This window comes from Paenibacillus sp. GM2FR, from assembly GCF_002803325.1.
In the GTDB taxonomy this organism is placed as follows: Bacteria; Bacillota; Bacilli; order Paenibacillales; family Paenibacillaceae; genus Paenibacillus_AQ; species Paenibacillus_AQ lautus.
Genome location: NZ_MKZM01000010.1, coordinates 345488 through 359382, shown reverse-complemented (window position 1 = coordinate 359382; position 13895 = coordinate 345488). Strand labels below are relative to the sequence as shown.

General features: G+C 50.0%; 15 protein-coding genes and 1 pseudogene. 4 read left to right on the top strand and 12 right to left on the bottom strand.

The genetic code is table 11. The features are described from left to right. The first annotated feature begins 18 nt into the window (after window positions 1–18). Entirely contained in the window at window positions 19–774 is a 756-nt protein-coding gene (locus PAEVO_RS26710) for a YheC/YheD family protein (protein ID WP_100540529.1), read from the top strand. Between the two features lie 109 nt (window positions 775–883). On the opposite strand, the gene PAEVO_RS26705 is transcribed toward PAEVO_RS26710, so the two are convergent. The 7 genes from PAEVO_RS26705 to PAEVO_RS26675 form a co-directional block, all read right to left on the bottom strand. Continuing rightward, on the bottom strand, window positions 884–1270 hold the full coding sequence (locus tag PAEVO_RS26705; RefSeq protein ID WP_100540528.1) for a RidA family protein: 387 nt from the start codon (window positions 1268–1270) through the stop codon (window positions 884–886). A 185-nt stretch (window positions 1271–1455) separates the two neighbouring features. Continuing rightward, window positions 1456–2928: a Na+/H+ antiporter NhaC gene (nhaC, locus tag PAEVO_RS26700; protein ID WP_100540527.1), complete on the bottom strand. Its 1473-nt coding sequence runs from the start codon at window positions 2926–2928 to the stop codon at window positions 1456–1458. A 146-nt stretch (window positions 2929–3074) separates the two neighbouring features. After that, window positions 3075–4247, bottom strand: coding sequence for a MalY/PatB family protein (locus tag PAEVO_RS26695; RefSeq protein WP_100540526.1), 1173 nt, complete (start codon window positions 4245–4247; stop codon window positions 3075–3077). Between the two features lie 56 nt (window positions 4248–4303). Next, entirely contained in the window at window positions 4304–4975 is a 672-nt protein-coding gene (locus tag PAEVO_RS26690) for a helix-turn-helix transcriptional regulator (RefSeq protein WP_100540525.1), read from the bottom strand. Window positions 4976–5314: 339 nt separating this feature from the next. Then, entirely contained in the window at window positions 5315–5824 is a 510-nt protein-coding gene (locus PAEVO_RS26685; protein ID WP_100540524.1) for a CYTH domain-containing protein, read from the bottom strand. A 126-nt stretch (window positions 5825–5950) separates the two neighbouring features. Further along, the gene (locus PAEVO_RS26680; protein ID WP_100540523.1) at window positions 5951–6415 is read right to left on the bottom strand and encodes a DinB family protein; all 465 of its coding nucleotides are present in this window, start codon (window positions 6413–6415) and stop codon (window positions 5951–5953) included. A gap of 196 nt (window positions 6416–6611) precedes the next feature. Continuing rightward, the gene (locus PAEVO_RS26675; RefSeq protein WP_100540522.1) at window positions 6612–6926 is read right to left on the bottom strand and encodes a hypothetical protein; all 315 of its coding nucleotides are present in this window, start codon (window positions 6924–6926) and stop codon (window positions 6612–6614) included. A gap of 271 nt (window positions 6927–7197) precedes the next feature. Between PAEVO_RS26675 and PAEVO_RS26670 the strand changes: the two genes are divergently transcribed. Beyond that, entirely contained in the window at window positions 7198–8172 is a 975-nt protein-coding gene (locus PAEVO_RS26670; RefSeq protein ID WP_100540521.1) for an aldo/keto reductase, read from the top strand. A 65-nt stretch (window positions 8173–8237) separates the two neighbouring features. Here the strand turns inward: PAEVO_RS26670 and PAEVO_RS26665 are convergent, their stop codons facing one another. Next, the gene (locus tag PAEVO_RS26665) at window positions 8238–9176 is read right to left on the bottom strand and encodes an aldo/keto reductase family protein (RefSeq protein WP_100540520.1); all 939 of its coding nucleotides are present in this window, start codon (window positions 9174–9176) and stop codon (window positions 8238–8240) included. Between the two features lie 160 nt (window positions 9177–9336). On the opposite strand from PAEVO_RS26665, the gene PAEVO_RS26660 reads away from it, so the two are divergent. Continuing rightward, window positions 9337–9675, top strand: coding sequence for a winged helix-turn-helix transcriptional regulator (locus PAEVO_RS26660; protein WP_100540519.1), 339 nt, complete (start codon window positions 9337–9339; stop codon window positions 9673–9675). Window positions 9676–9823: 148 nt separating this feature from the next. Here PAEVO_RS26660 and PAEVO_RS26655 read toward each other — a convergent pair. From PAEVO_RS26655 to PAEVO_RS26645, 3 genes and pseudogenes are all read right to left on the bottom strand, one after another. Continuing rightward, window positions 9824–10030 (bottom strand): annotated as a pseudogene (locus tag PAEVO_RS26655) (KGG domain-containing protein); the annotation flags it as partial. 72 nt (window positions 10031–10102) lie between these two features. Beyond that, entirely contained in the window at window positions 10103–10954 is an 852-nt protein-coding gene (locus PAEVO_RS26650; RefSeq protein WP_100540517.1) for a manganese catalase, read from the bottom strand. A gap of 142 nt (window positions 10955–11096) precedes the next feature. Beyond that, window positions 11097–11855, bottom strand: a complete 759-nt coding sequence (locus PAEVO_RS26645) for a MerR family transcriptional regulator (protein WP_100540516.1) — start codon at window positions 11853–11855, stop codon at window positions 11097–11099. 187 nt (window positions 11856–12042) lie between these two features. On the opposite strand from PAEVO_RS26645, the gene PAEVO_RS26640 reads away from it, so the two are divergent. Next, entirely contained in the window at window positions 12043–12999 is a 957-nt protein-coding gene (locus tag PAEVO_RS26640) for an LCP family protein (RefSeq protein ID WP_100540515.1), read from the top strand. 52 nt (window positions 13000–13051) lie between these two features. On the opposite strand, the gene PAEVO_RS26635 is transcribed toward PAEVO_RS26640, so the two are convergent. Then, on the bottom strand, window positions 13052–13831 hold the full coding sequence (locus tag PAEVO_RS26635; RefSeq protein WP_100540514.1) for an AraC family transcriptional regulator: 780 nt from the start codon (window positions 13829–13831) through the stop codon (window positions 13052–13054). Window positions 13832–13895 lie beyond the last annotated feature (64 nt).

The window sequence follows — 13895 nt, the reverse complement described above, 5'->3', positions numbered from 1 at the left end:
GAGGTGAGCCTCTTAACTATGAGCTATAAAAGCAGTACCATCAAAAGCAAGTGGAAGAAAACGAAATGGTTAAACGAAGATGCTTACTTCAGGCAGTACGTGCCGCACACGCTGCCGTTCAGCAAAAAAAACCTGAATTCCATGCTGGCTAGCTACTCCACAGTGTTCTGTAAACCCACGGATGGTTCAGGCGGCAGGAACATTATCCGGATTCGCAAAACAGACAGGGGCTACACATGCCAGCTGAACACGACGAAAACGTCGTACTCAAGCTCATCTCAATTGTACCGCGATCTGAATCGCTTTGCGGGGAGCAGACCTTATCTCCTGCAAAAAGGAATTCGCTTGGCCAAAAGCAATGGCAAGCCGTTCGATATCCGGGTGATGGTCCAGAAGACTAGGCAGGGCACCTGGGTCAGCACCGCCCTATTCACGAAGGTGGGCAAACCGAACAAAGTCGCCACCAATTATAATCAGGGCGGCTCCATCGGCACGTTCAAAAAGACGATGAGCGGTGCCAATTTCGGCCCGGCCTTCACCCAGCAGCTCGAGTCCGAACTCAAGGGACTCGGGATTGCCGTGGGCAAAAATTTTGACCGCCACTATCGCGGCTTCAAGGAACTGGGACTGGATGTCGCCGTGGATGCAAGCGGAAGACCCTGGATTCTCGAGGTTAACACCAGACCTCAAATTTATCCGCTCAAAACGTTAAAAGATCACAGCCTGTACTATAAGGTTCTGTCTTACGGGAAGCATTATGGACGTACGAAATAAACAAAGATACTTCAGTCGCTTAAACAAAACGGCCGGGCATAATGCCCGGCCGTTTGGCTGCAACCTCATTTATAACTTTATGTTCAGTTACCTCGAAGAGCGCTTATTATTACGGCTTGCTGGCTACCACTTCAATCTCAACAAGACCATCCTTCGGCAATCGGGCAACCTCTACGGCGCTCCGTGCCGGATACGGTTCGGCAAAGAAAGAAGCATACACCTCGTTGACTGCTTGAAAATCGTTCATGTCCTTCAGGAAGACGGTCGTCTTGACGATATGCTCCATGCCGAAGCCGGCAGCTTCCAGGATCGCTTTCACGTTAAGCAGGGAGCGTTTCGCCTGTTCTTCTACCGTCGGCGCGAATTGCCCCGACGCATCCATACCAAGCTGGCCGGATGTAAACAGAAGATTTCCGTATTGCACGGCTTGGGAATAAGGGCCGATTGCTCCTGGAGCCTGCTGGGTTGCGATGGTTTTTCTCTCTAGTTGTGTCATGGTGTTCTCTCCTCTTTAGCGCATAGATTCACGCATATATATTAATGATTTGTTGCCTAGTTCCAAAGAAATATCCATCCTGATTCATCCTGCATGAATTGGAGCGATACAGTTCCTGATCCATCCTGCATGAATGGACCGATGCAGCTCCTGCATCATCCGCATGAGGCTAGTTCCGGTTCCCGTTATGCGGCTTTTTCGTATTCCTTTAGCATTTCCTCCTGCTGCTCGGGGGTAAGCTTCGCAATACCGAACCCGGTAAAACCCCAGATCGTCGCAAAAATAATGCCAGTCCAGCACAGCACCGCCCAAGGTAAATAGGATAGTGTCGCTACGCCCAGTGTACCGGCCATATAGGCACCCGCTGCCGTCCATGGCAGAATCGGTTCGGTAATGGCGGCGGAATCCTCCACCGTACGCCCCAGGTTCTTCGGATGGAGACCGCGCCGGATGTAAGCCTCACGGAGCATCTCGCCCGGCATCAGAATGGAGACCTGCCCGTTACTGGTCACACCGATCATGGTCAAGCCTGTTGCAATTGTGGCCAGGATCAACGATCCCGTGGAACGCACATGCTTTAAGAGCTTATCGACAATCAGCTCCAGCGATTTGGTCAGCGATATCGTGCCGGCAAATGTGATCGCGCTGAAACAGATGAGCAGTGTCCCCATCATGGAACTCATGCCGCCCCGGTTAATGAGGCGCGGAATGTCCGCAATGACGGCGTTCGGATCAAAACCGCTAACATGAACCATCGCGATATCGAATCCGCTTACAACCGAAGTCACTACGTCTTGCAGCGTAAAGCCATGAAATATCATGCCGTTCGCCATGGCCACGAACGATGACAGCAGCATGACGGGAATCGTAGGTTTCTTGGTGATCGAGCCGTACAGGACAATCAGCACGGGCAGGATCAAAAGCACGTTCCAATCGTATATCGTTGCCATCGTATTCATGATCTCCGTCACCTTCTCGGGAACCCCGGTGCTGGACACATGCGTGTTCAATCCTGTGACCACGTATACGATCCCCGCCACGAAAAAGGACGGCAGCGTTGTATACAGCAAATGGCCGATATGCTCATACAGATTAACGCCAGTGGACAAAGCCGCGATGTTGGTTGTATCCGAAAGGGGCGAAAGCTTGTCCCCGAAGTAAGCACCCGCTACAACCGCACCCGCCACAGCCGCAAGATTAGCGTCCATTCCGGCGCCAACCCCCATGAAGGCAACCCCGATTGTCCCTGCTGATCCCCAGGAGGTGCCCGTACATACGGAGACCACGGACGTCACGAGAAAAGCGGTAATCAGCAAAAACTGCGGATCGATGATTTTTAGGCCGTAGTAGATCATCATGGGGATGGTACCGCCGACCATCCACGCGCCGATCATAAATCCGACCACAATCAGAATGAGGATGGCGGGCATGGTTTTCGCAATTTTTTGCGAGATGGATTCCAATATATCGTTGTAGCTGTAACCCAGCTTGATCGCAATCAGGCCTGCGACAATGGCTGATACAATAATCAGCGGTTCGGGCGGCAGCTCAAATAATACGTAACCAAGGCACAGCAAAATCACCATCGTAAAAATCGGAAGCAGCGCCAGAAACATGGTCGGCTGCTTTATCGTTCGTTCCTCTTTTGGCTTAACCATTATGCATTCCCCCTGGATGTAAATAAGAAAACCTCTATCGACGTACCTTCTCAGAAGACAGACCGCATATAGCGGAAGTTTTTCTTGCGAGATAAGGATGGTGAGCCTTTGAAGTTTATTCCTTCTGATCTCTTAAACTTTGGTTGTTAACGATGCAGCGGATAAGCCGCGGCAAGCCGCTTCAGGCCTTCCTGCAAGACAGGGCGCGGCGCAGCCACGTTGACCCGGATGTAGCCTTCACCGCCAGGACCGAAGGATGAACCGAAGCTGACGCTGACGCGCGCTTTTTCCTGGATCCACTCCACCAAATCCTTTTCATGGCTGCTCACGGCCGTACAGTCGATCCACAGCAAATATGTCCCCTCTGGTTCGATCACGGCCAGCTCAGGCATATGATCCGTTATGAAAGTTCGGGCATAAGCAATGTTGTCTTTGATATAAGCTCGAAGTTCCGTTAACCATTCATCACACGATGTGTATGCGACTTCCAGTGCAGGCACGGAGAAGAATGTGGGATTATGAATCCCCGCCTGCAGCAGACCGTGCTTAAACTGCTCCCGAAGCGCAGCATTCGGAATGATAATGTTAGCGATTTCGAGACTAGCCAGGTTAAAGGTTTTGCCCGGTGACGTGCAGATAATGGAACGATTCGCAACCTCTTCGGACAGCTTGGCGATGATGGTATGCTCGTGTCCCTCATGAATGAAATCAGCATGAATATCATCGGACACGATCAGTGCGTCATACCGGATGCAAAGCTTCGCCATGCGTTCAAGCTCATCCCTCGTCCATACGCGGCCCACCGGATTGTGAGGGGATATGAGCAGGACCATCTTGACCCCTTCCTGCATCCGCCGTTCCATATCGTCAAAATCGATCTCATACCTTCCGTCTACAAGCCTTAGCGGGCTTTCAACCAATATCCGGTCATTTAGCGTAACCGCTTTCGCAACGGGCTGATAAACAGGCGTGTGGACAAGAATTCCGTCTCCGGCTTCCGTGAAATTCTGAATAATGACCGAAACGGCTTGCACAATGCGCGGACAAAATACGATCCAATCGGGCTCGACCTGCCAGTCATAGGCCTTATCGAGCCAGGTACGGACAGCTTCGAAGTAAGGCGGAAACGGATCGGTATATCCGTAAATGCCGTGACGCGCTGCCTCTGCCACCTTATCTACCACCATGGGCGGAGCCGGTAGATCCATATCCGCCACGGAGAGAGCGATCATGTCGCTCCCCATGCTCTGCGCCATCCCGTCCCATTTTGCGCTGTTCGTGCCAAACCGGCTGACGACCTTGTCAAAGTTATATGTCATGATGTCACCTTCCATTGTTTCAAGATGCACTACTTGAATATTAAGGTACAAGCCGCTTATTTCAGCTTCTGCAAATAGCGATACACGGTAGGCTCCGATATGGATAAAGCCGCGGCAACCTTGGAAACTCCGCCCTTCAGCAGAAATACGCCCTGCTCGTTCAATTCCTTCACAATCTCGATCTTCTCGTTCGAAGATAAACGGTCCGCCGGAATGCTGATTTTGCCTAGGACGGTCTGGATGATGTGCTGAAGCAAATCGTCCACGTTCCCCTGCAGGTATTCGGTGGACGGCTTGTCCTCCTTGGGTGCATCCAGGGCTGCCGGCGGCGTAAGCGATCCTCCCTGCAAAATGCTGTTGATCCAGTCGGCCGCAACCTCCATATGCGTGATGTCGATGTTAAGGCACATAAGGCCGACCAGCTCGCCGCTCCCGTTCTTAATAAAATACGTAGACGATCGGAAGGTCTGCCCCCGCGCGCTGGAAGCTTTGTAGTTCGCGATGAACTGCTCTTCGCGGTAGGCCTCCGCCTTCAAAATCTTCAATACGAGGTCTGTCGAGGCATCGCCGACCCTGCGTCCGCTAATATGGCCGTTCTCGATAAAGATGATGGAGCGTTCCGGATCGCTGATATCGTGAACGACCACCTCGCATTGAGGTCCGATGATCGCCGCGATAAAAGAAGCAATCGGAAAATAGCTTTCAAGCAGCTGCTGGTTTCCATTCATGAAGAGCCTCTCCCTTCTCTGATAAACCGTCATGTTTTATGTGTGTCATCACTTGCGATATAATAATTAATTATCATGATAATATTATATTATAATAATAAACCGTTTACAATACTCTTGTCAAAAAAAGTCGATCGCTGCTCAAAACACCCTGCAATCGTCAAATATTGTTCGCCTTACTACAGGATTTTGGCTGAATGCCATAAAAAAGGCTCTTGCGAGCGATCAAACATGACCACCCGCGAAGAGCCTTTCTTACAATCATATGAGAAAGCGCAGTATCCACATCCTAGCTGCATGCGTTTCCTATGTCGGCCATTCCTTTCGTGACTATATCCGTTAGGCTCCCCTGCCTGCTTGCAGCTGCAGATCCCGCCATACCTTCTTGTTGCTGTATTGTTTATCCGTGCTGATATCTTGTCCGAACCATGCCGGCGGGACAAAGCCATCTGCAGCTTCCATGGAAGGAAACTCTACTTCCAGCACCAGCAAGCTTATCTGCGCATAATCATCGATTTCGATGATCGTGCTGCCCCATCGGGCGGTTACCCGTCTCTTGGTCAGCGGAATTGCGCCATGTGCCTTCACCACTTGGTCATAGAGTCCTTCGGAAATCGCGTACTCCACTTCCTCCCTGGCAATCCCCCACCCTTTTTTGAACGTATGGGTGAATTCAAGCTGACCCGTTTTCAAATCCGTTATTTTGCGGACCCGAAGCTCCTGATCCCTATCCAGCGCCAAATACGTCTGCTCGATGAACTGCTCTTTTTCGACCACGATGGTTCCTTCCGATATCAAGTCTTCCGGGTAAGCCTCCAAAAGGTATTTGCGTTCGATTTCAATCGCCATAATCGTCATATCCTCCAATCGATGATCCCATCTGTGCTGATTCCATTATAAGGATCGATCACCGCAGCGACAAACAAAAACGATAGAAGGGATGCGCAATCCTTCTATCGTTTCGTGTTCATCGTATTACTTTATCAATTTTCTGTAAGCCTTGATCGTCTGCGTGTGCATTCCTTCATGATACAAGCTGAACACAAGGAATTCTCCCACGGTTTGGAACGTCAAGGGACCGATCGTCAACGGATGAGCCGACGCTTGGTCCAGGCGATTCGAGAAGGTTTCGCGGATACGGGTCGTTTGCTCCTGCAAAAGCTCCACCAGTTCGGACAGTGCAGGCGGCTTCGACGTCCAATCGGCAGGTTTGGTTCCGGTTGCGAACCAAGCCTCGAATCCTTCCGGAAGACGGGGCTGCTCGCCGGCCGTTGCAAAAGCGAACTGCTCATGCACGGTGTAGATATGTCCCAAGTTCCAGCGAATGCTATTCGCAAATCCTTCCGGGATGATATCAGCCTCTTGCTCCGTTACATTTTCGATCGACTTTAGTGTCGCTCCTCTGGCAAAATCCAATTGGTTAAAAATCGCTTCATTCATATGATAATCCCCCTTCCAAATCGTACGTAACTATCCTATCGTAATATTTGGCCAATCGCAAGGAGCCCTAAGGCTATTTGCGCAACTTTAGATTTTAGTCACAAACTTCTTCATCGATTAGGCTAAAGAAACAGTAAAGCCTGGAGCTTTGAATGAAAGATTCACTCAGGGTCCAGGCTTTATGCATGAAATAAAACTATGCTACTCTCGCAATAATGTGGTTACTCTCGAGAACCACTCGAGCTTCCTCAGTGGCAGGGCGATACCCCTTTTCCAACAGTTCTTTAATGTAAATCTTGTTATACACGAATGAGAATATGATTCCGCTAATCCAAGCTCCTATTCCCAACGTAAATGGACCGACGACGGCAGAGATAATAAACATGATTACTGCCCACTTCAGATCGCCTCGAAACAAAGCCGGGAAGAAGGCAAAGAACAGCGTCGTCCAGCTAAAGCCTACCTTTACTTGTTTAGTTACCCCAGCATCATTTTTCAGATAAATCTTCATGATTCACACTCCAACGATTAGTGAAAAAAGAAGTCGTACTCCAACATCTGAAGTAGTTCTTATGTAGTATATCCCATGGCTAATCCGAATCTTTTCTCCTAAGACCATATTACCATTTGATGGGATGGAAGTTAATCACTTTTTTTAGATATTGTCGAAAAAAGATGTAGAATCTTACATCTATATCTTTCTTTCGCGCTCGATCCATTTGAACCGATTCCGGGAACATGTTTATACTATAGGAAATCTATACATAAAGGAGTGGATCAAGATGAACTACCGTCGTCTTGGCAACAGCGGACTGAAGGTTTCGGTGCTCGGTCTTGGAACGAATGCTTTTGGCAAAAGAGCCGATCAAGAAACATCCACCCGCATCATAGACCATGCACTGGATCATGGCATCAATTTCATCGATACCGCCAATATTTACGCGGGTTCGGAATCCGAGCGCATCATTGGACAAGCGCTTGCCGGCAAACGCCATAACGTTGTATTAGCTACGAAAGCCGGTCTTGTGAACGGCCAAGGGCCGAACGAACGAGGCTCCTCCCGCTATCATCTGCAGCAAGAGCTGGAGAACAGCTTGAAGCGGCTGAAAACCGACTATGTGGACCTGTATCAGATCCATACGTTTGATCCCAATACTCCCCTTGAGGAAACCTTGCGTACGCTGGACGACATGGTAACATCGGGCAAGGTCCGATATATCGGCGCTTCCAACTATGCCTCCTGGGAAATTATGAAGGCGCTTGGGATCAGCGAGCTGCGCGGATACACCCGGTATGTATCCACCCAAACGAGTTATTCCCTCGCCGACCGGACGCCGGAACTAGAGCTAGTCCCCCTCTGCCTTGATCAGGGCGTCGGCATCATCCCGTATTTCCCGCTGGCCGGCGGCATTCTCACCGGCAAATACGGTCAGGGCGCAAGCACGCCTGCCGGCTCCCGTGCGGAAACGGACCCCAACTTCAATCGCTTCCTGGAAGATCGCAATCTGAAACTCGGGCAGCAGGTCAGTCAGCTGGCTGCAGAGCATGGTCATTCCCCAAGCGCCCTGTCCCTAGCCTGGCTGATGAATCGCCCTGCCGTCTCGACCGTTATTGTCGGCGCTACGAAAACCGAGCAGCTGGACGATAACCTGAAGAGCCTGGAGATTGAGGTCGATGAGGCACTGGGTTCCAGCCTGGATGAAATCAGCGACGACTTTGTGCATGCCAAGCCGTTCGCGACTTATCGGTTGGGGTAAACACAACGTAATAAAGCCTTCTCAACGAATTGTTGAGAAGGCTTTATGTGTTTTAGCATGACTCCCTACTTCAAAATCTCTTCAATCCGAGCCTGAACCTCTTCGCTAAGCTCGATACCGGATGCCTTCGCATTCTCGGTTACCTGCTCCGGACGGCTTGCGCCGACAAGCGCACTGGCTACGTTCGGCTGGCGCAGAATCCAGGCAAGCGCCAGATTACCTACGGATACCTCAAGCTCTGCCGCAATCTTCTCCAGCTCGCGAACCTTCGCGATTTTCTCCTCGGTAATGCCTTTGCGCATCCATTCCAGCTTCGCGGCACGGCTGTCCTCTGGAATATCGGAAGCGGAGGTATACTTACCTGTCAGCAGACCTTGTGCCAACGGTGAGAATACCACCTGCCCAATCCCGGAACGCTCGCTCAGCGGAATGATTTCCTTTTCGATGTAACGCTCAAACATATTGTAGATCGGCTGGTTAACGACAATGCGGTCGAGCAGGTAGCGATCCGCTACCGTCAACGCTTCCGCGATTTGCGATGCCTGCCATTCACTGACGCCGACATAGAGCACCTTCCCCTGGCGGACGAGGTCATCGATCGCCCGAAGCGTCTCATCAAGCGGCGTTTCCGGATCATGACGGTGGCAGTAGAAAATATCCACGTAATCATGGTTAAGCCGCTTCAAGCTGGCATGCGCCTGCTCCATAATATGCTTGCGGGACAAGCCGCGGTCGTTCGGGCCATCGCCCATGGGCCAAAATGCCTTGGTCGCCAGCACGTAAGACTCGCGCGGATACGCTTTCAAGGTTTCGCCAACCAACACTTCGGCTGCGCCCTTCTCGTAGACATTCGCCGTATCAAAAAAGTTAATGCCAAGATCATAGGCCGTTTTAATCGCGTTGACCGCATTCTCGCGTTCAACATAACCACCATATGTAAGCCAGCTTCCCAAGCTGATCTCACTGACCTTGAGACCTGTACGTCCTAATCTTCTGTATTTCATGGCAAATCCTCCTTCAATAGAATAACTTGGATGCTACATTTGCTATTTTATAGTAGTTCCTATTCTCAGGGAAGAAGTGAAATGTTCTTCACTATATTATAAGAAGGATAGCTGATATACTTGAGTATAGTTAATAGAATACCGGAAGGAGCCTACCGTTATGGGTAATAAATCGAGCAGTTACATACCGAAAACTCCCGATCATATCGAATGTAATATCGAAAAAACGCTGCTGGTCTTAGGCGGGAAATGGGCATTTCTCGTCATCCGCGAGCTCTTTGGGGGCACGAAACGATTCGGCGAGCTGCAGCGGCAAATCCCGAATGTCAGTCCGCGGGCACTGACCACGACGCTTCGCCATCTGGAGGAACAGGGCGTGCTTGAACGCGAAGTATTCCCTACCGTTCCGGTTACGGTGGAATACACGCTGACGCCGAAAGGCATGGACCTGCATGTCATCTGCAAGGAAATGAAGCTGTGGGCGGCGCGATGGACTTAAATTCAAGATAGCCTGACAGCGTCCGGCACACGCCGGGCTCAGCGGTTACGGTTAGCTCAAAAATAAAGCAGCGGCGGATTCCGTTTTTTCAACGAGAACCGCCGCTGCTTTTTAAAAGCTTGCTATTTTTGGATTGTAGATTGATTTAATCGTTATTGTTTTGATTGCCTCTGGATTCTCCGCCCTTGCGACCGATTTCCTCATAGAATTCCTTATCATGGGACTCTGATGTGGCTTCTCCGCCTTTACGGCCGATTTCTTGATAAAACTCCTTGTCGTGATTCTTGGCCGTTGCTTCGCCGCCTTTGCGTCCCGCTTCTTCTCTGCTCATTTTGCTACCGTTGTTGTTAGCCATTGTTCATCACTCCTAAGTTGTTTTTTGTTGCTGCTATGTCATGTATTTAACCCATCTCTAAAATATTAAACACTACTTCTGGGTTCCTTCATTCACCACATATGGACCTGTGCCAAGCGTGGAATGCTGGTGTTTGGCGGCAGGATTTAATACGGGGGCGTCGCCATATGCTGTCGGATTTGCCACGTATTCGAAATGGCCGGTACCGTCTGGCAGCGGTCCGTTCGCCCAGCGTCCCGCACTGCTCTCCTCGCCTACGGAGAAATTCATGAACTGGCGGGTAGCTTCTTCTACGGCACGTTCGCGCGGAAACGAAGCAGGAGCAATCGGGCCTTCAATGGCCTCAATCTCTTCGATCGCGGCCAGCCACTGATTTTGATGCATGATATCGCGGGCTATCATGAAGGACAACATGTCTCGGACACCCGGATCCGTCGTCTGCTCGTACAAGCGTACGACCTGGAGCAAGCCTTGGGACTCCGCGTTCAGATTCGCACGGAAGTCAGCCAACAGATTTCCGCTCGCGATGATGTATTTGCTGTTCCAGGGATAACCGTTGCTGTCCGTCGGCGTCGCGCCCAATCCCGATACGATGGCATGCTGAGGATTCATGCCTCCGAGTGCGGCGGCAATCAACGGATCCTTCGCCGCTTCATCGACTTGATCCGCAGGAGCACCGTCAAGAAGCTGGGCTATCATCGTACTCAGCATCTCGACATGACCAATCTCCTCGGTTCCGATATCCAGCAGCATATCCCGATATTTCCGGTCTGCCCGGCAGTTAAATCCTTGGAAAAGATACTGCATCATAACGGACATTTCACCATACTGGCCACCCAGCACCTCTTGAAGCTTTCTTGCATATACCGGATCCGGCTTCTCAGGTTTTGCCCGGAATTGAAGCTCTTTCATATGAATAAACATCAAAGTCGTCCTCCTTCGTATAGTGATGGTAAGTCCGAGTATTTCTTACCCGGTTCGATCGATATGAAACTGTAATTCACCATGATGATCTCGATTCTATGTACCCTTAAAAAGAATAAAAGCCGCGACCCGCGCGGCTTAATCACCCTAAATACGTCAGATGCGCATACGCCTCCGCAGCCGCATGCAGATAATAGGCCAGCCCCGTCTGCTGCTCCTCCAGCATCCGGAGATGAAAGTCATCACTCAGGAAAAACCTCGATTGATCCGCAAAATCTGCAGCCGTAAAGGAATGGCCCTGCTCATTCATAAACCGAAGATGATCCCGAATCGAATCCCGTACTCGCACATCATCGTGCTTGATCCCCGTTTTCAACGCATTCGCCATGCCTGCCATAAAAGCAGCCGCTTCCCTTGCCTGCTCGTTCATGCTTGAAACATCGACAGGTTCACCCTCAAGCAAATCCACATCATACCGCTCTTTCAGATGTTGATTCTGCTCTGTCAATGCATCCTTCCATTCTTCTTCACTTTCAAAGCCTTTGAACAAATCTTGGGGCTCCATGCGCTTTCCCTCCTCCGTACTGGTTAAGGATGTTCTTAAGGTTTTTAGAATTGCCTTCAATCGATCTGCGCGATCCATCAGCAGCTTCTCCTGTAGTAACAGCATCTTCCGCCGCTCAGGGGTTTCCTCCATCAGTACCTTGATTTGTTCCAACGGAAAGTCCATTTCCCTGTAAAACAGAATGTGCTGCAATCGCTCCAGCTCATCCGAGCCGTACAAGCGATATCCCGCCTCGCTGATCTCGGCAGGCAAGAGCAAACCGAGTTTATGATAATGATGCAGCGCTTTAATAGTAACCCCGGACAGCTCTGAAACCTCTTTTACCGTGTATAACATACTGTTGTTCCCTCCTTCGATTTCCAGTTTAAGGTCTCCCCTTGGAGGAGAGTCAACGAAGTCATTTCTTTTGAGGTTTATGGAATCTTTAATCTCGCTTCTCACGAGAAAATATGATTTTTGTTCGTTATTTTGCTAGAATGGTCAATTATGCAGTTAGTAAAACAGAAAGGATGTTATAGGAACTATGAAAAGGAAATGGTTAAAATACACCATGCTCTTATTATCCGTTGGAATCTTGGGGATTATCTCGTACTATACCTACGCTATCATACAATTCTCAAACCAAATTTCGACCGCTTCGAATTCGGCGGAGCAGGCGGAAACCTCGGGCGCCGTGTCGGAGGAAATCATCGAAATACCCAAGTGGGAAGGTAAAGAACGCATGAATATTCTCCTGATTGGAGGAGACTCCCGGGGAGACGATGCCGGCAGATCCGACACCATGCTGGTGGCCTCCATCGATCCTGTCACGAAAAGAGCCCATTTATTCTCGATTTTGCGGGACACCTATGTAGACATCCCCGGCCATGGGAAAGGACGACTGAATTCGGCATTTGCTTACGGCGGAATCGAGCTGACCAGACAAACCATCAGTGATCTGCTGGACCTGCCCATACATAAATATGTTTACACCGATTTTGTCGGATTCATCGCCCTGGTCGATGCCATTGGCGGAGTCGATATCGAGGTTGAGAAAGACATGTATTACACAAGCAAAGCGGACAAGCATATGTACGACATCGATTTAAAACAAGGGCTGCAGCATCTCGACGGCAAAATGGCGCTCCAATACGTCCGGTTCCGGCACGATGCGAGATCCGATTTTGCCCGTACGGAACGACAGCGGATTCTCATGACGGAGGTTGCCAAGAAAATGCAGACCACGGGCTCATTAATCAAGCTGCCCAGCATCCTTGATTCCATCGCGCCATACATTGAAACCGACTTAAGCCCCAAAGAAATGCTGAAGCTGATGGCTCTGGGTTTTGATGTGAATTTGGATAAAATCGACCAACAGCAGCTCCCCCCATTCTCCCTGCTGACAAACGAGAAAGTCGGCCGGGCACAAGTGCTCGGCGTAGATAAAAATAAACTGCGGCAGTATGTGAAGCAGTTATTCGAAAATGACGCTGCTCAATAAAATAGCAATCACCCAAAGAGGGCGAAAGCCCTCTTTTTTTCGTTGATATATCCTATACGGTTCGTGGACGCTCATTCAATAAATCCGATGGCGCGCTGCCGGTGACCCGTTTATAAATTCTATAGAAGTAGGAGAGGTCCTGGTATCCGAGAAATACGGCAATCTCCTGTACCGTCAGCTGCGATTCCGTTAACAAATATACTGCCCTTTTCATCCGCTGGGCGTGCACGTACTGGCTGATGGTCTGCCCCGTCACGCTTTTAAAGAGGACCGCTGCGTAATTCGGGGTTTTGCCGATGGCATCGCCCAGCTCCTCTTTCGTTATTTTCTCACGGTAATGCCGCTCAATATAGGACTTCATCCGTTCCACATGCAAGTGCTTCTCCGGCGTGATGACGCCCTTGTCCAGTTCACGACTGATATAAATCAACACTTCTGTCAATAATGCTTCTATCATCAAAACATAATAAGATGGGCGTTCCTGCCACTGCTGATGGATCACCTTCAACCGTTCGCGGATCAACTCATAACCACCCGGTTTAAACTTCAAGGCTTCTTTCCGATCCAGCACGGATAATTCCGTCGATGCACCTTCCGTCCATTGAACGACGATCTGCGTGTGCGTCACGGTAGGGATGCTTTTGCCATAATACGGAACACCGGCTGGAATAAGCAGCAATTCCCCTTTCTCCATAATCTGCTTATCGCCATTCACCCAATATACGCATTTTCCATATGTCATAAGGCTTAAGCGCCATGCTCTATTCTCATTGTCAGCTTCTTCATACCAGTCGACACCACTCATTTGCCTTACTTCAACCGGAGTGATCATAACCCACCTCAATTGCAATACTATAATCCATTCATTGTACTATAGTTCATATCACGATTCGACA